Annotated in this window: 17 protein-coding genes; 16 read left to right on the top strand and 1 reads right to left on the bottom strand. The window is 44.7% G+C overall.

All coding sequences use genetic code 11. The features are described from left to right. The first annotated feature begins 79 nt into the window (after window positions 1-79). From AC3WTJ_RS22075 to AC3WTJ_RS22130, 12 genes are all read left to right on the top strand, one after another. A complete protein-coding gene (locus AC3WTJ_RS22075; protein ID WP_492523642.1) occupies window positions 80-1,528 on the top strand; it encodes a PTS transporter subunit EIIC in 1,449 nt (482 codons plus the stop codon). A 58-nt stretch (window positions 1,529-1,586) separates the two neighbouring features. After that, window positions 1,587-2,420 (top strand): PRD domain-containing protein, encoded by an 834-nt coding sequence (locus AC3WTJ_RS22080; protein WP_157322619.1) that lies wholly within the window; start codon window positions 1,587-1,589, stop codon window positions 2,418-2,420. 152 nt (window positions 2,421-2,572) lie between these two features. Then, window positions 2,573-3,670, top strand: coding sequence for a quinone-dependent dihydroorotate dehydrogenase (locus tag AC3WTJ_RS22085; RefSeq protein ID WP_157322616.1), 1,098 nt, complete (start codon window positions 2,573-2,575; stop codon window positions 3,668-3,670). Between the two features lie 26 nt (window positions 3,671-3,696). Continuing rightward, the gene (gene yjbM / locus AC3WTJ_RS22090; protein WP_127454532.1) at window positions 3,697-4,494 is read left to right on the top strand and encodes a GTP diphosphokinase; all 798 of its coding nucleotides are present in this window, start codon (window positions 3,697-3,699) and stop codon (window positions 4,492-4,494) included. Window positions 4,495-4,497: 3 nt separating this feature from the next. Continuing rightward, entirely contained in the window at window positions 4,498-4,923 is a 426-nt protein-coding gene (locus AC3WTJ_RS22095) for a DUF309 domain-containing protein (protein ID WP_492523643.1), read from the top strand. After that, window positions 4,916-5,920 (top strand): ABC transporter ATP-binding protein, encoded by a 1,005-nt coding sequence (locus AC3WTJ_RS22100; protein ID WP_492523644.1) that lies wholly within the window; start codon window positions 4,916-4,918, stop codon window positions 5,918-5,920. The genes AC3WTJ_RS22095 and AC3WTJ_RS22100 overlap by 8 nt, the downstream gene beginning before the upstream one ends. After that, window positions 5,917-6,732, top strand: a complete 816-nt coding sequence (locus AC3WTJ_RS22105; RefSeq protein ID WP_407871489.1) for an ABC transporter permease — start codon at window positions 5,917-5,919, stop codon at window positions 6,730-6,732. The genes AC3WTJ_RS22100 and AC3WTJ_RS22105 overlap by 4 nt, the downstream gene beginning before the upstream one ends. Window positions 6,733-6,751: 19 nt before the next feature. After that, a complete protein-coding gene (locus tag AC3WTJ_RS22110) occupies window positions 6,752-7,537 on the top strand; it encodes an ABC transporter permease (protein WP_492523645.1) in 786 nt (261 codons plus the stop codon). Between the two features lie 157 nt (window positions 7,538-7,694). Further along, a complete protein-coding gene (locus tag AC3WTJ_RS22115; protein ID WP_492523646.1) occupies window positions 7,695-9,290 on the top strand; it encodes a spore germination protein in 1,596 nt (531 codons plus the stop codon). Window positions 9,291-9,304: 14 nt separating this feature from the next. Then, window positions 9,305-10,504: a Ger(x)C family spore germination protein gene (locus AC3WTJ_RS22120; protein WP_492523647.1), complete on the top strand. Its 1,200-nt coding sequence runs from the start codon at window positions 9,305-9,307 to the stop codon at window positions 10,502-10,504. 4 nt (window positions 10,505-10,508) lie between these two features. Beyond that, window positions 10,509-10,742 carry a hypothetical protein gene (locus tag AC3WTJ_RS22125; RefSeq protein WP_492523648.1) on the top strand — a complete coding sequence of 78 codons (234 nt, stop codon included), beginning with the start codon at window positions 10,509-10,511 and terminating at the stop codon, window positions 10,740-10,742. A gap of 11 nt (window positions 10,743-10,753) precedes the next feature. Next, the gene (locus AC3WTJ_RS22130; protein WP_492523649.1) at window positions 10,754-11,851 is read left to right on the top strand and encodes a GerAB/ArcD/ProY family transporter; all 1,098 of its coding nucleotides are present in this window, start codon (window positions 10,754-10,756) and stop codon (window positions 11,849-11,851) included. 42 nt (window positions 11,852-11,893) lie between these two features. Here the strand turns inward: AC3WTJ_RS22130 and AC3WTJ_RS22135 are convergent, their stop codons facing one another. Further along, on the bottom strand, window positions 11,894-12,403 hold the full coding sequence (locus AC3WTJ_RS22135) for a thioredoxin family protein (RefSeq protein ID WP_127454514.1): 510 nt from the start codon (window positions 12,401-12,403) through the stop codon (window positions 11,894-11,896). Window positions 12,404-12,549: 146 nt separating this feature from the next. Here AC3WTJ_RS22135 and AC3WTJ_RS22140 point away from each other — a divergent pair, with 146 nt between their 5' ends. From AC3WTJ_RS22140 to AC3WTJ_RS22155, 4 genes are all read left to right on the top strand, one after another. Continuing rightward, window positions 12,550-14,061 (top strand): RsmB/NOP family class I SAM-dependent RNA methyltransferase, encoded by a 1,512-nt coding sequence (locus tag AC3WTJ_RS22140; protein WP_492523650.1) that lies wholly within the window; start codon window positions 12,550-12,552, stop codon window positions 14,059-14,061. 6 nt (window positions 14,062-14,067) lie between these two features. After that, complete coding sequence (locus AC3WTJ_RS22145) at window positions 14,068-14,820, top strand: pseudouridine synthase (protein WP_492523651.1); 753 nt, start codon at window positions 14,068-14,070, stop codon at window positions 14,818-14,820. 179 nt (window positions 14,821-14,999) lie between these two features. Next, window positions 15,000-16,043, top strand: coding sequence for an S-layer homology domain-containing protein (locus AC3WTJ_RS22150; protein ID WP_492523652.1), 1,044 nt, complete (start codon window positions 15,000-15,002; stop codon window positions 16,041-16,043). A 66-nt stretch (window positions 16,044-16,109) separates the two neighbouring features. Then, window positions 16,110-23,063 carry a PKD domain-containing protein gene (locus tag AC3WTJ_RS22155; protein WP_492523683.1) on the top strand — a complete coding sequence of 2,318 codons (6,954 nt, stop codon included), beginning with the start codon at window positions 16,110-16,112 and terminating at the stop codon, window positions 23,061-23,063. Window positions 23,064-23,098 lie beyond the last annotated feature (35 nt).

The raw sequence follows: 23,098 nt of genomic DNA on the forward strand, positions 1-23,098 counted from the left end.
GTGTTCTTTCTACTATAATTGGGATAGGAAAGAGCAAACAAGAAACGGCCAAACTTGTGGGCTTAATAGGTGAGACAGAATGAGATCGATGTATCTTTTGCAAAAAATGGGACGTTCCTTAATGATTCCGATTGCGGTGCTGCCGGCGGCATCCATTCTATTGCGTATAGGCAAAATGACGTTCAGTGATCCTTTTCTCATGCAGGTGGCTCATATTTTTGAGTCAGGCGGAAGCGCGATTTTTGACAATTTACCCTTAATCTTTGCGATTGGCATTGCCATCGGACTGACGTCCGGAGATGGCGTCGCGGCATTGGCGGCAACGGTAGGGTATCTCGTGTTTAATAATGTATTGCAGCTTTTTCATACAGGTACGGACTCGGCTGAACGCTTGGATATGGGGGTCCTCGGAGGGATGCTTGTCGGCATCCTGTCTGCCTCTCTCTTTAATCGTTTTCAGCATATACAGCTGCCTAAAGCATTAGGTTTTTTTGGCGGGAAACGTTTTGTTCCTTTGCTAACAGCAATGGTTATGGTTTTTCTAGGGCTGCTGATGGGCTCCATCTGGCCTCCGGTGCAGAAATCGATTAGCGTTATCGGATTATGGATTGTTGATAATGGGAATATCGGTGTGCTCATCTATGGCATGATGAATCGTCTGCTGATTCCTACCGGCTTGCATCACATCATTAATAATATCGCATGGTTTCAAATAGGGGATTACAGCACCGCAACGGGCAAAATCGTACATGGCGATATCTCCAGATTTTTCGCAGGCGACCCGGAAGCTGGGATGTTTATGACAGGATTTTATCCCGTGATTATGTTCGGACTTCCGGCAGCAGCCTTGGCTTTGATTAAAAGTTCACCAACGGTCAATAAACCATTGGTTGTCCCTGTTTTGCTAAGCGCCGGTTTGACCAGCTTTCTAACAGGGGTGACGGAGCCGATCGAGTTTGCTTTTATGTTCGTTGCTCCTGGCTTATACGTCATCCACGCCTGCTTAACGGGTATTTCAATGCTGCTTATGAATGTGCTTCAAGTCAAAATGGGCTTTGGTTTTTCAGCAGGATTCATTGATTTTGTGCTGAATTGGCATATCTCCACGAACCCTTATCTCATTCTTATTGTTGGTGTAGGTTACTTTCTTCTCTATTATGTAACGTTCCGGGTTTATCTGTATTTCTTCCCAATCAAAGTATCCGCTCGCGATGAAACGGCTGAGGTAGAAACGGAGGAAGCAATTCCGTTAATTGAGACGAAAGAAGATCGTCCAACCCGCATTTTAAAACATATCGGTGGTCCTTCCAACATCATTTCAATTGACGCTTGCATTACGCGACTTCGCTTATTGGTTAATGAAGAGAAGCTTGTGTTGGACAATGAACTCAAGGAGCTCGGGGCGATAGGCGTTATCCGGCTTGGAAAAGGGAATGTACACGTTGTATTCGGAACGGAGTCCGAACAAATTCGAGAAAGCATTAAACCTATGCTTCACATCCACAAAGACAAATCAGGACAAGCCTAAATATCCCCGGAAGGCGACTTATGAGGGGGACCCCGAAACAAAGAAAGGGAGGTGTCTTATGATTGAACGGACGATCATTCATGTACTCTCACACAATGTGGTGATGGCGCATTTGACATCAGGGAAAAACTCGATAGCTTTCGGTAAGGGGATCGGCTTTAAAAAGACACCAGGCATGCCGATAGATGAAGCGGAGATCACGCAAGAATTCCTCTTGCATACCTCAGAGGTGCTCAGGAATTACGAACAAATTCTTAACGCCGTTGACGTGAAAATTATCGGGATCACCGAAGAGGTTATCGCTTACGCGCAAAGCATGCTGGAAGGTGATTTCTCGGAGACGATTCATGCCTCCTTAGTAGACCATATCAATTTTGCGGTTGAGCGGCAGAAACGAGGCATTTTCATCACGAATCCCTTCGCTTATGAAATTGGTTATCTGTACCCGGAGGAGTACAAAGTCGCCAAGAAGTCAGTCGAATTCCTTAACGATCATCTTGATGTCAAATTGCCGGAAGATGAGGTTGCTTTTTTGACGATGCACTTTAATAGCGCACGCAAAAAGGAGCAGGCTTCGGATTCCTTGGCGGTCGTCAGAATCGTATCGAAAACGATTGAATCGGCCAAAGAGTTAGGCTTTAACTTCGATGACTCCTTCTCCACATTGCGTTTCATCAGTCATTTGAAAGGTGTCATTGAGCGGGTTAAACAAAAAAAGACACTTCAAAATACGCTGCTGGATAAAATCAAAGAAGAGTACGGGGACACCTATGTGAAGGCGAAGGTCCTGTCGCTTATGCTCAGCGATGCACTTCAATTGGAAGTGCCGGACGACGAAACCGGTTATCTTACGATGCATTTGGAACGGCTGCTTCTGCGCTCGGAAGTATAGAGTTTGGCTGTGAAATCTATTCCCTTGCAACCTTCATGGAGCAGGGATTTTTTGTTTGAAAAAATAAGTTTATGTCTTACTTCGGATTGCATAATTGGACATTGTCAGCTAAACTGACTGTTAGAGTCATTAGAGAACGGAGTGCATAGGACATGCTGTATAAGAAGTTAGCCAAACCAATTTTGTTTCGAATGGACCCTGAGAAGGCGCATCATCTGACCATTGACGGTCTAAGTGCGGTAACTCGTTTCCCAGGCGGAGCGCAATTACTTAAATCCATGTACGGAGTGCAGAACTCTCCACTTATGAATCAGCGTATATGGGGACTGGAGTTTGCCAATCCGGTTGGTTTGGCCGCAGGATTAGACAAAAATGCAAAAGCAGTTAAAGGATTTTCACAGTTAGGTTTTGGATTCATGGAGGTTGGTACGATCACACCTAAGCCGCAACCAGGCAATGAGCTGCCGCGGTTATTTCGTTTACCCGAGGACAAGGCGCTAATCAATCGGATGGGGTTTAACAATGTTGGGACGGACGAGATGGCGTACAATCTGCAACAGACAGGCAAGCGTGATATCCCAGTTGCCATCAATATCGGCAAAAACAAAACGACTCCCAATGAGCAGGCCGAAGAGGATTATCGGGCTTGCATCCGGGAGTTATATACATACGGCGACTTCTTTGTCGTCAATATTAGCTCACCAAATACGCCGGACTTGCGTAATTTACAGCATGGGAATGATTTGAAGCGATTGCTTGATGCGGTTACGGCCGAAATGCAGCTTCAACAGAAAAAGAATGGCGATGCAGGTAAGCCCGTTCTTGTGAAAATAGCGCCGGATCTTACGGATGATGAGTTGGAATTGACCGTGCATACGATCAAGGACAGCGGAGTATCCGGAATCATTGCGACGAACACGACGCTGAGCAGAGCAGGACTCGTGCATGCGAACCGTTCGCAAGCTGGCGGGCTTAGTGGAAGTCCGCTCACACAGCGTTCCACGGAGGTCATTCGACGCGTCTACCAACTGACGGAAGGCAAGCTACCGATCATTGGGGCTGGCGGGATATTTACGGCGAAAGACGCCTATGACAAAATTCGTGCCGGCGCGAGCTTGGTTGAAGTTTATACAGGCTTAATCTATGAAGGTCCAGGCATTCTTACGAACATTAATCGTGGACTTCAAGATTTACTCAAAAAAGATGGGTATACTCATATTTCCCAGGCAATCGGTGCAGATCACAACTGACTTCATTCGGAATGGAGGAAAAATCAATGGATGGACGAGACTGGAAAAAATTTCTCCTGCCTTACGAACAAGCGGTAGAAGAGTTAAAGGTAAAATTCAAAACGCTGCGCGGCGAACTCAAAAGCAGGGAAGAATATGCCCCCATTGAATTCGTAACAGGCCGCGTTAAGAAAATATCCAGCATGTTGGAAAAAGCGAAACGTTTGAACGTACCGATGGATCAATTGGAATCCGGCATTGAGGACATTGCCGGTATTCGGATTATGTGTCAGTTTGTTGCGGACATCGAACGTCTGGCTGAACTCATTCGCAGCAGGCAGGATATGAGTATTGTCTACGAGAAAGATTACATTACCAATAAGAAACCAAGCGGATATCGAAGCTTTCATATCATTATTGAGTATCCGGTACAAACGGCATTAGGCATGAAGCGAATACTAGCCGAGGTGCAGATTCGAACACTTGCCATGAACTTCTGGGCGACCATCGAACATTCCTTGAATTATAAATATAAAGAGCAATTGCCGGCTGATGTTAGGGCACGTTTGAGCAAGGCGGCAGAGGCTGCTTACTTGTTGGATCAGGAAATGTCCAGCATTCGCGGGGAAATCGTTGAATCGCAGAAAATGTTTGAGGATAACTCGAATTTAGTCAATAAAGTGCTCAGCAACATTCAGGAACTTTATTTCTATCACAGAGTTCGGGAAGCAGCGCAATTTCAGCTGAGATTTAACGAAATTTGGGAAACGGAGGACGGTTTAAGCGACTTGTCCTCCGATCTTGAAGCCGCAATCGCCCGGGCGAAAAAAGGAGATCAAAACTGATCTATGGCTGCTTACGATCGATTATATGTAGCTTACTTATATTATTTTAACGAGCTGCGCGATTATTTTGAATGCCATGAAGTGATGGAGGAGCTTTGGCTGGAAGAAGGCCGGAGCCCTCTATATCAAGGTCTACTGCAGATTGCAGTGGGCCTTTATCATCATGCGAATGGAAACGTAAGCGGTTCCATTAAGCTTTTTAGCGCAGGATTGGATAAGTTGGCTCCTTACCCGAAGGATTCCCTTGGTATCGATTTAGGAAAATTGATGGAAGAAAGCAACATCTATGTATCGAAACTGCACCGGATCAAGGAAGAGCCTTTCGCACCGTATGATCTGACCATTCATCTCATAGACCCGGAATTACGTGATCTTCTGGTTGAAATGAAACAGCATCCACCCCAGCATGAGGAGGAAGGCCATGATTGAGGTTCGTAAGCTGAGCAAATGGTATCAAGTGCACGAACGGGAGCCTGGCTTCATCGCTTCGCTTAAAAGCTTGTTTCACCGTAAGTTCCGCACGGTTAAAGCCGTAGATGATGTATCCTTCTTCATTCCTGAGGGGGAAATCGTCGCCTTTCTTGGACCGAACGGGGCTGGCAAAACAACAACGATGAAAGTCCTCACTGGACTGCTGCATCCTTCAGGTGGTGAAGTGAATGTCGGCGGTTTCGTTCCTTTTCAGCATAAAAAAGAGTTCAAGAAGCAGATTTCTCTGGTCATGGGGCAGAAAAGCCAGCTGATTTGGGATCTTCCCGCAGCAGAAACGTTTCTTGTTAACAAAGTTATCTACGAAATACCCGATTCAATCTACGATGAAACCTTGGTCGACTTGGTCCAGCTTCTCGAGCTGGAGGAAGTTATCCGCAAGCCGGTTAGGCAGCTCTCGCTAGGAGAGAGAATGAAATGTGAGCTGGCTGCTGCGCTTCTGCACCGGCCAAGAATCGTGTTTCTCGATGAGCCGACGATTGGGCTGGACGTGAATATGCAGGAAGTCATGCGCCGGTTCATTCAGGATTACAGCCGCAAATATAAAGCGACTATTCTGCTCACCAGCCATTACATGGCCGATGTTACAGCCTTATGCGAGCGCGTGCTAGTCATCGGCAAAGGCCGTCTCTTATATGACGGGGCGATTCATCAATTGATAGATAAGTACGCGCCTAACAAGCGTATTCGTCTTCAATTGGCTAAACGTGCGCATGAGCGAGAGCTTGAGGATGTTGTCCACGGGATGGGAACGATAGTCAGCTATATGTTTCCGGATCTTGAAGTGGATGTACAAAGAGAGCAAGTTTCGGAGCTTTCGGCAAGGCTTTTATCCAAGCTGAATGTATTGGATTTAACGATCGAGGATCCATCCATGGAATCGGTGATTGCTCAAGCGTTTGAGGCAAGGACCGAAGGGGGAAGCGCCGGAGCATGAAGGGATTAGCACTATTTTGGCAAAAATATCGCGTCTTGCTTCGCGTGGAATGGGCGGTGATGTTTGCGTACCGCAGTGAGTCGCTGATCTGGATGGTCGGAGCTTTTATACAGCCCCTTGTCTCTATGGCGGTGTGGCTGTCCATTAGCAACAATCAAGCTATCGGCGGGTATGATGCTCATGATTATATGGTGTATTTTCTTGGTGTTCTTGTCGTTGACCGTTTAACGAGCACTTGGGATGTATGGGAGTTAGACGCCAGTATTCAAGATGGATCTTTGTCATCAAAACTAGTTCGCCCTTTCCACCCGGTGCATTGGAGCATCTCGCAAAATCTTGTGTACAAACTGTTTTTTGCGTTTCTCTTAATCCCGGCGTGGGTGATTGCCGCAGCTTTGTTCCCTATATTAAGGCTGACTATTTCCTTGGAAATAATTCTACTTTTTTTATGCGCTATCGTGGTGTCCTCAGCCATCCGTTTTCTGATCGGCTTTGAGTTTGGCCTGTTTGCCTTTTGGACGAATCGTGCCACGGCGATTTACAGCCTTTACGAGGGTTTTCATCTCTTTCTTGCAGGCCGAATCGCGCCTCTAAGCATGTTTCCCTCATGGGTAGAAAAGGTTGCTGCTTGGTTGCCCTTCTACGGTACTGTTGGTTTTCCTGTAGAACTCCTGGTCGGCAAAATCGAGGTGGGGTCTCCTGTTATCCTTCAGAACTTCGCGATCCAACTTGCATGGCTCATCCTGCTATTCGTAACATTTCGATTGCTGTGGAGAAAAGGGATTAAGAAATATGGCGCTGTAGGCGGATGAGGAGGGGAGGGAGCCTGAGATGAAATATGTTCGGCTATTTCGCGAATTTATGCGTGCGTGTTTGGTGGAGGAGTTTGAGTATCGCGCTAATTTTGCAGCGAATATGTTATCAACGGTATTTTGGCTGGTGATGGCGATCCTGACGGTGCAATTATATTTTTATCGGACACAGGAAATTGGAGGTTGGGATTTCTACGAAGTGCTTGTCTTGCTTGGTATATTCAATGCGGTGCATGGTTTTATCGAATTTATCCTGCAGCCTAATATGTCGCGACTTGTTAATCATATTCGCAAAGGAACACTGGACTTTGTACTGACGAAGCCGGTAGATAGCCAGTTTTATATCAGTTTCAGGCATCTTGTTTTCTGGCGTTTATCTGACGTTGTGCTCGGATTTGGTTTAGTTGCTTATGCACTTTGGCAGCTTAATGCTGTACCAACTTTCGTCGAGCTGATCCAGTTTGCTATTGTATTTCTAGCAGCTCTTGTCGTCGTATATTCACTATGGATGGGGATGATGATGTTTTCTTTCTGGGCTGTCAAAGTAGATAATTTATCGTATTTATTCAGTTCATTTTTTGAAACGGCAAGGTTTCCGGTTTCTGTGTATAAAGGTTTTTTACGCTTCACGTTAACGTATATATTTCCGATTGCTTTTATCACAACCTTTCCTGCTTCCGCGCTAATTGGACGTATCAGCCCTTGGCAAGTTGCCTCGAGTGTGGCGATTGCAGCTATTTGTTTGATGCTGACACGCATTTTATGGAAATTCGCCTTGCGGCATTATACAAGTGCGAGCAGTTGAAATAATTGAAGCAACAAATTAAAGGACTTCTCCCCTTAGGGCGGCAGAGGTCCTTTTTCCATTGTCTCGGTCCTTCATACATAATTTTGAGCGTGGAAGGGAAAACTTCCCACAAGATGAACGGATTTCAAAAAGAGCTTGGTGGTGGCGATTTAACATGTTTTGGTCCAAGACGCTACATCAACTATTCAATGATAAAAGAATTCCAAGCACACGATCCCAAGAGCACGAGAATCCTCTTTCGCATATAAGCCTTCTTAGCGACAGCCAATTGAATATCGCACAGATCACAGCGACTTTTGGCAACAGCGACGATCTTAAGACGGGGGAAATGTACCTGGAACTGGATGCCAACATCAAAGTTGGTTTCGCCTTTCTTGAGCAGATGGTGGACAAAAACTTATTTCAGGATATCATGAACGGCTTAACCGCCAGATCGGCTGAAATCGTGGAAGCGCTGGAAACAGGTTTCTATGAGCTGCCTGATTTGATGACGAATATTCTTCAGACCTTAGGGGAAGTCAGAACGATTCATGACTACCAAGAGGTATGTTATCGGATTTTGTCAGGCGAAACCGTCATTTTTGTCGATAGTTATACACAGGTATTATCCGTGAATACTGCTTCTGAACAACAGCGATCGGTAGAGGAGCCGATGACTCAGTCTGTTGTGAGAGGACCACGTGATGGTTTTACGGAGTCGATAGGCACGAACATTTCGCTTATTCGTAAGCGTATCAAGAGCCCAAATTTGTGGCTGGAGAGCATGACCATAGGTCGAGTTACACAAACAACAGTTTCGATGATGTACATCAAAGGGATTGTAAATGACAAAATTGTAGCTGAGGTACGGCAACGGCTTGAGCGCATTGATATCGATGGTATTCTTGAAAGCGGCAATATCGAGGAACTGATTCAGGATGAAACGTTCACGCCGTTCCCAACGGTCTACAATACCGAGCGTCCAGATGTAATTGCATCTGGCTTATTGGAGGGGCGCGTCGCCATATTGGTGGATGGAACCCCATTTGTGCTCGAAGCTCCCGTATTTTTTACGCAGTTTTTTCAATCTTCGGAGGACTATTATCAACGGGCTGAATTTGCAACATTGATTCGCATGCTGCGATATGTGTGTTTTTTTATCTCTTTGATGGCCCCCTCGTTTTATATTGCGATGACCACATTTCACCAAGAGCTCCTGCCCAGCTCGCTATTATTTAATTTAGCGGCGCAGCGGGAAGGCATTCCTTTCCCTGCCTTTGTAGAAGCCTTATTGATGGAAGTGACGTTTGAAATCCTGCGTGAAGCCGGCGTTCGACTGCCGAAAACGGTAGGCCAAGCAGTATCTATCGTAGGTGCACTTGTTATTGGGCAAGGAGCCGTGGATGCAGGATTGGTTTCACCGGCTATGGTTATTGTCGTAGCAATTACAGCGATCGCAAACTTTGTTATTCCTGCTTTCAGTATGGGGATTCCAATTCGCATGATCCGGTTTGTTTTGATGATATTTGCGGCTACTTTTGGCCTATTTGGCATTACCGTTGGCTTAATCGCGATGGTTCAACATCTATGCTCCCTTCGTTCCTTCGGGGTTCCGTACATGTCTCCGATGGCTCCGTTCGTCATGGATGATCAGAAGGACACCATTCTCAGATTGCCGCAATGGAGCCTGTTCTCCAGACCACGATTTATTAACCAGAAGAATATGATTCGCGAAAACAATGCCCCGACAACCAAACCAAAACGAAGATAAAGGGGGATCAGCCAATGAAAAGATTAGGTCGTATTCTGTGTACGCTAAGCTTACTTGGTCTTGTGCTCTCAGGGTGTTGGGATCGGCATGAATTAAATGATTTGGCCATTACGGTTGGCGTGGGCTTGGATAAAAGCGGAGACGAATATTTGGTAACCGCACAAATTGTGAACCCTAATGAGGTAGCATCGAAAAAAGGGGCAGGCTACAGCACGCCTATCACAACTCTGTCAGCAAGAGGAATTTCAATTCTTGAAGCGGCAAGGAAATTAACAACCTCAGCTCCGCGTAAATTGTTCGCATCCCATTTGCGCATTATCGTAATCGGCGAGGAACTTGCGCGTGAAGGGGTTGCTAAAGTACTGGACGGCATCACCAGAGATCATGAAATCCGATCTGATTTCTACCTCATCGTTGCCCGTGGTACGACAGCCTCCAAAGTGCTGCAAATATTGACACCAATTGAGAGGATTCCAGCGAACAAAATGTTCAAGACATTAGAAACTTCAGAGAAGGCGTGGGCGCCAACGGTCAGTGTTCGTATCGATCAGTTCATCACGAAGCTCAGTGAGCCGACGACCGAATCGGTGTTAACCGGTATTCGAATTGAGGGGGATCCCAAGAAGGGAAGATCCAAATCGTCTCTAGCGGAAACGAAACCAATCACGAACTTGCAGTACACTGGGTTAGCCCTGTTTAAGCAAGATAAATTGGTTGATTGGCTTAATGAAGATGAGAGCAAAGGTTACAACTATATTGTTGGTAACGTCAAAAGCACGATGGGGCATTTGGAATGTCCCAAAGGCGGAACGTTAACCGTAGAAATTATCCGTTCAAAAACCATGATGAAAGGAGTAGTGAAAAACGGGAAGCCGGAAATCAATTTGCATGTCATTTTAGAGGAAAATGTCAGTGAAGTTCAGTGTGAAATCGATTTATTGGACCCGGAGACGATTCATGAGCTTGAGCAAACCGCAGTCAAATCCCTGAAAAAAGTGATGTATGCTTCCATTAACAAAGCCAAAGAAAATAAAGCGGATATTTTCGGTTTTGGTGAGGTGATTGAAGATGTGTCCCCTAAGTTGTGGAAAGAGATGGAACCCGATTGGCAGAATGAATTCACCAAGCTTCAAGTAAATATCTCAGCAGATTTACACATACGCCGTCTAGGCACAACGAATAACTCCATCATCATGCGCCGCGAAGAGGAGTGAAGACATGGGAGTTATCATCTCGGTTTTGATCATTGCGACTCTCGCGGGGTTGATTGAACTCCCGCAGCTAATGCGCAAACGACAAATTGCGGAAATCTGGGTATTTTTAACGCTTTTATTCATAGGATCTGTGCTTTGCATTCTGCAATTTGAGAGAGTGAAGCTTCCGAATCCGTTGGAATGGATTACATACGTCTATCAACCGGTCAGCCGATTTGTTTTTGGCATTCTAAAATAGAGGTGAATTACATGTTTGAGAAGGGTAGGATAGGCGTTCACCAGTTTACGATATTGACTATTTTATTTACGATTGGCAGCGCTATCCTCATTGCTCCTTCGGAACTTGCCTATGATGCCAAACAGGATGCTTGGATTGCCGCCATTTTAGGACTTCTAGCAGGTCTGCTGCTTGTTATCTTATACCTGGCTCTTGGTCAACGTTTTCCTCAGCAAACATTGGTTAAATACTCTGAGGAGTTAATGGGAAAATGGGTGGGGAAAGCCGTCGGCTTGCTCTATTTCTGCTTTTTTTTCATTTTAGCTGCATTGGTGCTTCGTAATCTGGGTGATTTTATTTCAACCCAAGTCCTTGTGGATACCCCGCTGCAATTTACGCATATCTTCTTTTTGGCGATCGTCATTTTGGGCATTCGAAACGGACTGGAAACCTTTACGCGTACATCGGAAATCTTCCTGCCATGGGTGCTGCTCTTTTTCTTCCTCATGTTCATCCTGCTGCCGACGCAAATGAAAGCAAATAATATATTACCGATATTTGGATATGGCTTCAAGCCGATTGTACGTGCTTCCCTTCCCCTCATTGGAACTCCTTATTTGGAACTGGTTGTCTTTTTAATGATTCTACCTTTCGTCAATCAAACGCAAAAGTTGGGAAAATCGTTTCTTGCAGGAGTGTCCATCGGAGGCTCCTTGATTGTTATCATCTCGCTTCTTTCTATCCTTGTGTTAGGGGACGATTTAACTTCAGCCCAGATGTATCCCAGCTTTTCCTTAGCCAGAAGAATATCGATTGGCAGCTTTCTTGAACGTCTTGAGGTTGTTATGGCGGGGATTTGGTTCATTACCATTTACTTTAAGCTAACGTTATGCCTATATGCGTCCGCTGTGGCCTTGGGCGAGATTTTTAAATTGAATGAAATCCGGCAGCTCTATATTCCTTTGGGAATGACTTTAGTTGTACTTTCGGTCGTCGCCTATCCGAATGTCGCCTATTTCATTAAGTTTGCTTCTAAAATATGGCTGTTTTACTCGGGGACGTTTGGGCTCGTCATCCCTTTACTACTCTTAGGCCTGGCTGTGATTCGAAAAAAGACGGGCAGCCATTAAAATGAAAAAAAGCAGCGTTATCCGCTGCTTTTGCCGTACCTATTAACCTTTGTATTTCTGGAAAAAAGCTTTGAACATTTCAGGTGTATTACCGCCTGTTGCCCCGGCTTCAGGAACACCGCCTACGATGCGATCCACTTCTTTGCCGTCTTTGTAGTAAATAAGGGTTGGTGTGGAGTCAACTTTGTACTTCTCCCAACCGTCTTTGAATTCTTCCAAATTGAACTGTTTGACATCAATACCGAGCTCTTTTTCAATAGGAACAAGGACAGGAGTCGTTATTTTGCAGTGCGGGCAAGTGGATGCATAGTAGTATTGGAAAAATGTTTCTTTGTTCTTCAGCCTTTGATCAAGATCTTTAGGCAGAATCAGGTTCTGGTAGTTCGGATCATTTAATTGTTTCACCGTTTCGGGATTTAGCTTGGATGCCGCAACACCGTAAGGATTTCCGGCATTGGCTTGATCCGATGATTTGGTAGACTGTTGATTAACGAAATATAAACCCCCGAATAAAATAACGACAATGCCTAGATAAATAAGCAGCTTCTTCATTTCATGCACCTCATCTTGTCTTGTATACTAACTAGTAATTTCGATAAAAAGTATAGCATATCCTGTTCAGATTTTGAAAATAATTGGCTGTTTCGTGACAGTTCAGCTATAATAGCGAAGATAAAAGAGGAAAGAGAAGATGTCGGATGACGAAGCAGCTGCCGCCCTTATTTAGGGATAAAATGATTGATTTATTAGGGGAAGATGAGTTTGAACGCTTTCTGGCCTCTTACGACCAAGCAAGATCTTATGGTTTGAGGGTAAATACAAGTAAAATCACCAAAGCGGATTTTCTGGATAAAAGTCCTTTCGCGTTGGAACCCGTGCCATGGGCGTCCGAAGGGTTTTACTATGAAGAAGGAGAACGTCCTGGCAAACATCCGTATTATCATGCAGGACTTTATTATATTCAAGAGCCTAGCGCCATGGCGCCGGTAGAGCTTCTTCAGGTTCAGCCTGGCGAAAAAGTGCTCGACTTGTGTGCCGCTCCCGGCGGGAAGTCTACTCAAATTGCAGCAAAACTTCAGGGTGAGGGAGTGCTTGTCGTGAATGACAACCACTCGGATCGGGTGAAGGCGCTGGTCAAAAATTTAGAGCTTTTTGGCGTTCGGAATGCTATTGTTTTGAATGAACGGCCGGAGCGGATGCTGAATGTGTTTCAAGGCTATTTCGATAAAATATTAATAGATGCTCCTTGTTCAGGGGAAGGCATGTTCCGTAAGGAAGAGGATATGATGCAGCAGTGGGAGCGCCATTCTGTGCAGGAATTTGGCGCTATGCAGAGGGAATTGCTTGAACAAGCGGCGCAAATGCTGGCACCTGGGGGAACCATTGTGTACTCGACCTGTACGTTTTCACCGGAGGAGAACGAGGCGCAGATTGCGGAGTTTTTGGACAAACATCCTGCGTTTGACGTGGTGCCGATTGATCGTTTCGACCATGGACAGCCGGATTGGCTGCGTGAACCTTGGTGTGAGGAGACTTATTCGGCTCAGGCTCGGGAAGCGGTCGCTGGGACTGCGCGGCTTTGGCCGCACCGGTTGCGCGGTGAGGGGCATTATGTTGCTGTGTTGAAGAGTGGGGTTGCGGCGGATGTTGGAGTCGGGGGAAGGGCGGAAGTCGGAGAGAGCGTAAGGGCGGGTGCAGGAGCGGGGCGCAGCGGTCGAGACGCGCTGCGTGGGAAGGGCCGCGCGGGGACGGAGTCCCGCGTGAGCTTGGAGCCGCTTCAGGCGTTCGAGGACGAGCTGCTGCGCAGCGAGCCTTTCGCCGCTATGCGGCTGGTCTGTTACGGCGAGTACGCGTATGCGTCGCCGGCGGGTTTGCCGGAGCTGCACGGACTGAAAGTCGTGCGGCCCGGTTGGTACATCGGCGCGCTGCACCGCGGCCGATTTGAGCCGTCCCATGCGCTAGCCATGGGACTGCGTTTGCGCGAAGCCAAGCGAGCGCTGAACTTGGCTTCGAGCGACGAGCGAGCCCTTCGGTACCTGAAGGGCGAGACGCTCGAAGTCGCGGAGAGCGAGATTATCCGCGACCCGGAAGTGACCAAGGCAGCCAAAGGCTACTGCCTTGTCTGCATTGACGAACATCCCGTCGGCTGGGGCAAATGGATCGACGGGATGCTGAAAAACGAATACCCGCCCGGCTGGAGGTGGACCTAAGCGGTCATGAAACAAACACAACGGCTCGATAAAATACTCGCCCACGTGGGCATCGCTTCGCGCTCTGAACTCAAACGCCTTGCTAAGGAAGGCGCAATTTATGTGAACGGCGCGAAAATCAAAGACAGCGGGATGCAGGTCAATCCCGATAAGGACACCATCCAGGTAAACGGTGAAACCGTGCGTTACAGGGAGTTCGTTTACCTAATGATGAATAAACCGCAGGGCGTAGTTTCCGCTACTGAGGACAATCGTGATCGTACCGTAGTGGATTTATTGGACGCGGCATATGCGCCGTTTGAAGTTTTTCCAGTAGGTCGATTAGATAAAGATACCGAAGGTTTTCTCTTGCTTACCAATGACGGGAAGCTAGCGCACAACCTGCTTTCTCCACGTAAGCACGTCCCTAAGACTTATTTTGCTAAGGTCGAGTGGGAGGTTACTGAGGAGGATATCGAGGCATTTTCGCATGGAGTGACCTTGGACGATGGATATGAGACGCTGCCTGGTATCTTAAAAATTCTGAGTGTCGGTAACGAAGCTAGTGGAGTGCTTTCCGAGATTGAGTTAACGATTATGGAAGGTAAGTTTCATCAAGTGAAACGAATGTTTCAAGCCGTAGGCAAGAAAGTTGCCTACTTAAAACGCATTTCCATGGGCCCGCTTGCTTTGGATCCAAACCTAGCATTAGGCCAAGTGAGAGAGTTAACGGACGAGGAGCTTACTGCTCTGAGAAATGCCCACGAGTCTCAAAATTAGTGATTTACAAAAATACTAGTATATGGTATTTTTGGAGTAATACAAATATTTCGCGCGGAAGAACCGCCCATGTCATCGTTGAGTTTCGTTCATTGCGATGGCAGGGTGGTTTTTTATGTTGCTTTATAGGATTATACTACCAAATTTGTATCCTGTTAGTGATGAGAGAGGGGTTATTTATGAGAAAAAGATTTTCTGTATTAGGAATGACAGTACTTTGTGCAATATCTGTTGGCTATGATGTCATGAATTCTTCGGCACAGAGCGCTACGCAATTCAAAGACACATACCAGCACTGGGCAGAATCTTCTATTCAAAATGCCGTTCAAAAGAAGTACGTTGACGGTTACGAGGATGGCACGTTTAAACCTGATGCCCCAATTAGTCATGCTGAGTTTATTAAAATGGTGGCGGTGGCTACAGGGGAGAAGATCAACAAAATTGATGGGGATGCGTGGTATCAGCCCTATGTAGATCTTTTAAAGTCGCAGGGAATTATTCCTGCTGAGTTTCCAGAACGTTACAACGAACCGCTGCAAAGGTATGAGATGTCTATTTTAAGCGTGCGAAGTGTCGATAAGACATTGAAAGGATCTATGGTTGATTCTACGAAATTGGGACTAATTCATGGCGTAAGTAGGACAGATCTGGACGTGTATGGGACTAGTACGCGTGCTCAGGCAATTACGATCATAGAGCGGATTCTTGCTGCCAAGAATGGGGAGAAGCTGCCGGTTGATAAGTATGCGGCGAGTGCGGCTGAGATTGCTGAAACTGGGAGTAATGTGGGGACTATGTTGGGGTTGAAGGCGAGAAATATAGGAAATTCCTGGAGTGCAGGTCAGGGAGCAGTTGTTACGTTAAACCAGGTAATCATAGCTGACCCGTCTGACGAGAATGATCCTAATATGGAGTACATTGATACTTCGCATTGGAATTCTAGAGTGGATAAACAGAGGGATTTTGTGGTGATGGCTAAATTCACTGTGGAGGTGGATGAAACAGCTGATGATAGTTTTAGTTTAGGTGGATATCAGTATCTTACATTGTATGATCAAACTGGACCTTTGCATCTTGCTAAAGAAGGTTTAATTAGAGTTATAAGATTCGCTGTCCCAGGAACATATGTAGGGAATGTAGCTTATGGGGTAATGAAAGATCATTCTAGAACGGGTTTAACTCTGGATATTATAGGAAATGATGTCGGAATTGCAAAGCCATAAGGGGGGGGGGATATTATCCGAAAATTCTTTTTAAGAGTATTCCTATTTCTTGCAATTTATCAATTGATGCTACCATTTGTAGAACTCCCTTCTGAAGCATCCGGTTCTAAGATACTTTATTATGATTATGAGAAGGGACAGTTTAAAGATTCAATAGTAAATGCACAATACTCGGCATCATCAACTAAACAAATAAATGGGGAAATATTTTCCTATATAAATGGTGAAATTACTTCTCTAAGAATTATTAATAATGGCTCTATAATGTTATGCTCAAATTGTTTTATTGGAACTAGGATAAATATTACCAATATAAGCGGTCAAAGTGTATCAGTTTTTGGAATGACAGAAACAAAGCCAGGACATCAAATTTATAGACAACCTACAGGGAAAGTTTGGGAACATAAGGGAGAGAAAACGCCAGTTATAGAATTTGATGGGAAATCAGGAATACCTTCACCATACCCTGGACTAATACCTAATATTGGAAGATACAGATATACAGTTAATTCGTTCAGCTATCGAGATTTTGGAGGTTCAAATAATGGACCTGATTTACGTTATAGCTATGATTCAAACCAATATAAAATATCCGGGAGAATTGATGCACCTGCAAGTGGAGATATAGTTAAAGACTTTGGTAAGGAAGGGTGGGCGGTAACAACTGCTTATGAAGTTGATCGTCCAAATCGTTGGTTTATCAATGAGTCTTCTGTGGTTTTAAATGACGGAACACCTGAAATAACTGATGGGGACAAGTTAGTACAAAATAGTATAGCTATTATTGATGCCAAGAAACATCCAGCCTCCCAAGCCCTCCCTCTATCTTACGGTAAAGGAAAAACAGATGGCAAAGGAATGATCAGAACGATGTTACCTCTAGATAATTCAGTAGACTCATTTTACTACGAAGAACAGGACGCAATAACAGGTGGCCAAACGCCTCCTTACGGTTTGCTCCGAAATTATTACATGTACGCCATAGGCCTATGGAAAGGAGAAACCTACAAATACCAAACCTACATCGAAGTCACCTACACCCCACCAAACAAACCCGATCTAGCCGCAGTATTAATTGATGCCGGCAGTTGTGTTCTCTCGGGTGAAAGCACGAACCTCACCATCAAGTTCAAAAACGCTGGTGTGGCTATCCCCAATGGTAGCACATTTAAAGTAACAGTAGCTGCTGACGGCGCAGTGTTCAAGACTTTCACTTACACGGCAGGACTTCCGCCAGGGGAGAGCAAAACCGAGATAGTCCCTTACACCTTCAACAGTATAAAGAGCATTACGTTAACGGTAGATGCCAATGATGATATCTCAGAAACCTCTTCCACGAATAATACGCTTTCCCAGATTGTTACCCCACAAGTTAGCTGCGCGCCTAAAGGCGGTGGCTACTCCGGAAAAACCTCGGCAGACAAGCCTACAATTACATGGAAAGATTCCAATATGATAAAAGCCGATTGGACAATTCCGTCCAGTTGTACACCGGTTAGAGGACGTTTTATTTTATCCCAAGCAACCGGGGAGAATGTTCAATATGGTTGGAGTACACTAGGCAGTACTTCAGTGAATGATATGTCTATTTTTGCTTATGGGATGATGGGTTTCATTGGTTATCCTGGCAACATGCAAAGCGGGCAAGTCGATATTGCTTACCAGCTTGAGGACAGTTGTGGAGGAACTTCTTATTTTTATCGGGGGAAATTTACAGTGGGTCCTAAGCCTCCCAATAGACCGCCACAGTTCGAAATCGGATGGTTTCCGGTCAACGATTATTACACTCGCACATCCCTGTCAGAAGCGGTAGTTGGAGACAAACTGAATGTACGATTGCTGCCGGAAATTGCGCAGAACCATTATGATCCTGATGATGATTCCGTTTCTTTTGAGTGGTTGTTCGCGAACAGCTCAAGTCCTTGGATCCAAAGTTTTCCTTCCATGGGCTATTTAAAAGGAGAGGATAAACTCACATGGCTTACGGCATCAACAGCCGGAGATCATACAATTTCGGCAAAAATGTGCGATGACAAAGGAGCCTGTACGCAAAATGAAACGACGATAACAATCATGCGTCCGGAGCCAGTCCCTTGCATAAATGTTCCAACTCGTGTCGTGCAAAATCGGCCGCTTCCGCCTAATGCCATCAATGGCGCTTGCAGCCGACCGGCTAAGAACAGGACAATTACAGAGTATTTTTGGACGAATAATCTTTCAGTTTATCCTAATGTCGGTATGGAAACCGTTACTCTGGAAGTCAAAGATAGCTATGGCGTACGGAGTCTACCAGAAAATAAAGCGATCAAAAACATCAATGTCGTCGAGGATAAACCTCCTGTTGCCGTCATTAACCTTCCGCTTTTCGCGGTTCGTGGAAACATTCCATTTCGGGATATTTCATTTAGCCCTGATGGGGATGTCATTGTTGAAACTACGATTAACTATGTCTACGACAGTAATAATGATGGAATTTTTAATGATCACATGCCACTCAATCTACCTATTGCAGTAGGTGGAACGGCACAGCTGCCGGCTGCGAAGATAGGGAAGTATAAACTTACCGTTAAAACCAAGGAAGATTGGGGGCTAACTGATACTAAATTTTTTGTGATCGATATCAAAAATGACTCGCCTGAGGTCGCATTCACGGTAACTAGCGCAAATCCAGAACCTCCCTTGTTTCAAACCGTAACTGAGAACGAATTGTTTATGGCGTTTGGGGATCAATGGGAAGGTTCGACACTTACAAATTCGAATTTACATAAAACAAAGGATATTGGTTTCACGTACAATCCTATTACGAAAGGTTTCACTTCTCATTTTGGAAAGTCGCCCTATAAAGCGCCTGCCAGTAATTTAATTTTTACTAAGGCTGTAGCAACCGTTGGACTTGACGTGGGAAGCAGCTTTAGCATGCCACCTTTGTTTGGTACTCAATATTTAGGTAATAAAAGCGGAGTAGCCGTTCGCGGTGCAATCCCCTACACAGAGCAAATGATTGATTGGCAAGGTAATTTGAATGGTCAACCTACAACTACCCAACTCAGTGGTATTGGGACGCCGACAGCAAGCAATACGGGCAATTATTTAACATTTGACGCCAAAGGAGGAAGCTATAGTTTATCCTGTAAATATTATTATGAATACAACCCAAGCGATGACGATGTTTATCATTGGTGGTGCGACTATACGAGGAAAAATGTATCTGGTCAAGTTTCGTGGGTGAAAAGCTTCGAGAGTAACAGTTCTTCGGTTGCCAATTTTTTTGCTCTACCAACACAGCCTAATCATATTGGCAATGCAAATAACATGGAAATTAATGATGATGGCACGAAAATAAAAATACCTTATGTACTTTTTAATCCTAATTATTGCTCTTATTGCGGTGGTGTTGATCTTTCAAAGTGGTATGATGTGGAAACGGGTTTTGAAGTGCCTTCGGCAACAATAACAAGGCCAAAATCGGGAGATGGAGCGGTTTATGAAGATTCCGAGGCAGCTGTTTATGTGCATCAAGATTATAAGAGCACTTATAGTAATTCTAGCAATTCAAATAGTGGCAGTAACTCAGCTCACAAAGGGATTTATACCAATTACCTGACTTCATACAACAAACAAACGGGTGTTACGAAGCGATTAGATATCAGTACGGTCAGTCGAGACGACAGCAGCCAATCCCGAGAGGGCAGTATCATTAGAGGAGAAGGCTCAGATCATACAACAAGCTCGATCGTGCAAGTAAAATGGGATGTTTCTGAGGATGGCTATATATACATCGTAGATGGGTTTAATAAAATAACAGTCGCTGATAAATTTGCCACAAAAGTTGCAGAATTCACGACGGCAAATTTACGTCCCATGTACTACTCAAGTAATGAACAATCTTTATATGAAAATAGGCAGTTTACGATTGCATCATCAGGATTTGGGGCTGACGGTGAGTACTATCTGCAGCTCCAGGAACGCTATCATAAGCTGCGAAGGTATAATTTTGTGTGGGAATCTTGTGGAAGCTGCAGTGTTGGCAGTTACGTCTCAAATTATGACGAAGATTCATCAGGTTCGTTTAATAAGTATTATTCTTACACCATAAAGGGGGCCGTTGCCAGTCCCAGATTGTATGCATCATCTGAGGTCGGCCAAGTTTTAAAGAAAGATACGGATATAAGTGATGGGGATTACTCCTTTGACTTTATGCAAACGAATTTGAATTACAGCATGATTTCACCGTCGGGGTTTATTTTTAGGGCACAGAACAATAGAAATATGTATAGGCTGGAATTTACATCAAATTGGATTTCTCTTAGCAAAATAGTGAACGGGGATCGTACAGTCCTGAGAAGCAGCCCTATTAGTCTGAGCACGAAAGATTTTGTAAACGTCAAAGTTTCAGTTAGAGGGTCGAAATTGAAGGTTAGATTAGGTCAGCTTCCCATTTTTGAAACGTCGGACTCTACGTTCACTTCAGGGACTTATGGAGCTTTTATCGGTGGCTTTGGTTCTCATTTTCGTAATGTTTATGTGAAAATACCCATCGCTGATAATACGATAATAAGCGATATAGGAATAGCAGGGGAAGAACTGACGTATGGGACAACTTATGAGGACCCAGAGAACGACCCGCATCTGATTGTTAAAGACAAATGGAAATATGAGCACACGAATTCGGTGAAATTTTTGGATGCCGGTGATGGAAAAAGTGGCTTGTCCAGCTATCATGGCCAGACATTAATGGATGCTCCAACGAAATTACTTGATAAAGTTGGTATTTATACACTTTCGTATATTGGCGTTGATGATCCTGCACCACTAGGCTATACGTATCCTAATGTAACTTTTGCCGATTACGTCTCTGAGTCGGATCCTTATTCGAGGAATGTTTTGATTCATCGCAAACCAATCAGTAAGATATCTTGCAGTCAAGATTTCTACTATAAAGTGACATGCGATGACTCACAAAGCTATGATCCGGATCGATGGTTAAGTTCCACTAATTACTCTACAGAAGCTACAGGAATTAATTATGCCTTAACAAAAGGGGTCCTAGATCGTAGGTATGAATACATTCTTCCAGACGGCACTACAGTTCCGGGGCTTATCGATCATGTCAAAGAAGTCGGTTTATATACGTTTAGGGTAGCTGTAAAAGATGAGTACAACGCTTGGTCAGACTGGGAAGAAGCGTACATCTGGTTAGATGCTCCGCCTGCCAACCATGCTCCTTTTGTAGATATAACGAACCCTATCAGTACTGACTTTAATCATCCATCCGGGGCGGCATCATCAAACCCGTTGTTTACTTGGAATGCTGTTGATTTTGATGCGGATAGTTACATTGTAAAGTCTGAAATTGACGTTCAGTATTATTACTACGATTATTACGGTAATCCGAAATATCGATGGATATATCAGTTTATTCCAACTCTTTTTCAGAATAGTAACCTAAAAAGCGAAGGAACGACAGTTGGTTTAAGCTACGCAGCTCCGATGACTTTACAGGATAATAGAGTTTACAAAGTGAGAATACGTGTACAGGATGAAAATGGGATGTGGTCGCAGTGGTCAGAGAAATATTTTAGCAAGGGGTATCCACCATCTGCTGTATTGACCTTTCCTAATGGAACTCAATCTTCCCCCACTCCGATAACAAGTGGCTCGCTTATACCATCTTGGAATCAATCGGATCCAGACGTTCCAACACAATATAAAAGTTTTCAGTATCGAATCCTTGATGATAATAGCAATCAGGTCACATATCATGATAATGGGTTAATGAATCAAGCCATTCGAGGAGGCAGCTTCGCACATTCGTGCAGCTATAATAGCATTTCTGGGGCATGGATAAATTGCAAGTACGAAACGACGAGCAGTTCATGGACGGTTGATCCAATCGAACAATTCGATCTATCTGTGCTTAAAGGCCTATCAGGACCATTTCAAGTTCAGGTTCGTGTAAATGACGGCAAGTACTGGTCCGAGTGGTCCAATTCCGGATGGTTCACTTTGAACAGACCTCCTACCGTATCGATGACAATGCCTATTGGGACGCAGGCTGCGCCTACGATATACGCTGAACTTCGACCTACGTTTCAATGGACACAAACAGATCCAGATCCCGGTACAACTTTCACTTACTTTCAGCTACTAATTACGAATGAGGCTAATGATGTAATGGTTCTGGATTCTGGGCAATTTTACCAAGGTGCAAATACAAGTCTAGGAAGTTGGCAAGTCAATCGCGATCTTCCTCCTGCCCAAAAGCTGCGTGTCATAATAAGAGTTTTCGATGGCATTGTTTGGTCTGATTATTCAGCGCCAACTTGGTTTTATATTAATCGGGCTCCTGTTGCTCAGTTTGATTGGACTCCTAAGCCGGTCTGGGAAGGTGATGTGGTTCAAAACATGAATTCCTCTTATGATCCTGATGGGGATTCTCTGAGCTATGCATGGAAATTGGAGCAGCCCAATGGGACGGAGGTTTTCTTTTCCTCACCAACGTTTAGCCATAAGTTCCTAACTCCCGGTGTTTATAGAGTGACACTTACTGTGTCAGATGGACGGCTTACGAACTCGATTGTCAAAATGATTACAGCGACTCCTTTGACGATTCACTCCGATGTGACTTATACGAACAATTGGCTGATTTTACATGAGAAAAGCGGTCACCAAACAGCGGCGGCGCCAAAGGATTTTTACTCCGGTGAAATCTTTATGGTATCTAGTCAAAGCTCGCTGGCGCCTGTAGACGAAGTTACGGCATGGATTGATACTACAGGGTTAGATGGTAAATTGCTTTATGTATCCGAGCGTTTAAGTCCGGCACCAGGGGATGCGACATCTTTTTTTGGGGAAATCTTTGATGCCAAATTTCAGTCATTCTCGGAGGGATTGCCGGAAGGCTTGCAAACCATTCATTTTCGAATACGATATCGCAATGGTGTGATAAAAACAGAAGATATTCACGTAAATATTATCGGCAATGTCAATAAATCCGTAGGTGTTCATAGGGTTCAATAAATGCAAAGCAGCAGTTATCTTCGGATAGCTGCTTT

The sequence above is a fragment of the Paenibacillus sp. FW101-FHT12H11 genome (assembly GCF_058790355.1).

Excerpts from the sequence above, each read along its gene's own strand:
- AC3WTJ_RS22075 (WP_492523642.1), top strand. The coding sequence starts at position 80 with ATGAGATCGATGTATCTTTTGCAAAAAATGGGACGTTCCTTAATGATT.
- AC3WTJ_RS22155 (WP_492523683.1), top strand. The coding sequence starts at position 16,110 with ATGCTACCATTTGTAGAACTCCCTTCTGAAGCATCCGGTTCTAAGATA.
- AC3WTJ_RS22150 (WP_492523652.1), top strand. The coding sequence starts at position 15,000 with ATGAGAAAAAGATTTTCTGTATTAGGAATGACAGTACTTTGTGCAATA.
- AC3WTJ_RS22105 (WP_407871489.1), top strand. The coding sequence starts at position 5,917 with ATGAAGGGATTAGCACTATTTTGGCAAAAATATCGCGTCTTGCTTCGC.
- AC3WTJ_RS22095 (WP_492523643.1), top strand. The coding sequence starts at position 4,498 with ATGGCTGCTTACGATCGATTATATGTAGCTTACTTATATTATTTTAAC.
- AC3WTJ_RS22080 (WP_157322619.1), top strand. The coding sequence starts at position 1,587 with ATGATTGAACGGACGATCATTCATGTACTCTCACACAATGTGGTGATG.
- AC3WTJ_RS22100 (WP_492523644.1), top strand. The coding sequence starts at position 4,916 with ATGATTGAGGTTCGTAAGCTGAGCAAATGGTATCAAGTGCACGAACGG.
- AC3WTJ_RS22140 (WP_492523650.1), top strand. The coding sequence starts at position 12,550 with ATGACGAAGCAGCTGCCGCCCTTATTTAGGGATAAAATGATTGATTTA.
- AC3WTJ_RS22125 (WP_492523648.1), top strand. The coding sequence starts at position 10,509 with ATGGGAGTTATCATCTCGGTTTTGATCATTGCGACTCTCGCGGGGTTG.
- yjbM (WP_127454532.1), top strand. The coding sequence starts at position 3,697 with ATGGATGGACGAGACTGGAAAAAATTTCTCCTGCCTTACGAACAAGCG.
- AC3WTJ_RS22115 (WP_492523646.1), top strand. The coding sequence starts at position 7,695 with ATGTTTTGGTCCAAGACGCTACATCAACTATTCAATGATAAAAGAATT.
- AC3WTJ_RS22130 (WP_492523649.1), top strand. The coding sequence starts at position 10,754 with ATGTTTGAGAAGGGTAGGATAGGCGTTCACCAGTTTACGATATTGACT.
- AC3WTJ_RS22145 (WP_492523651.1), top strand. The coding sequence starts at position 14,068 with ATGAAACAAACACAACGGCTCGATAAAATACTCGCCCACGTGGGCATC.
- AC3WTJ_RS22120 (WP_492523647.1), top strand. The coding sequence starts at position 9,305 with ATGAAAAGATTAGGTCGTATTCTGTGTACGCTAAGCTTACTTGGTCTT.
- AC3WTJ_RS22085 (WP_157322616.1), top strand. The coding sequence starts at position 2,573 with ATGCTGTATAAGAAGTTAGCCAAACCAATTTTGTTTCGAATGGACCCT.
- AC3WTJ_RS22135 (WP_127454514.1), bottom strand. The coding sequence starts at position 12,403 with ATGAAGAAGCTGCTTATTTATCTAGGCATTGTCGTTATTTTATTCGGG.
- AC3WTJ_RS22110 (WP_492523645.1), top strand. The coding sequence starts at position 6,752 with ATGAAATATGTTCGGCTATTTCGCGAATTTATGCGTGCGTGTTTGGTG.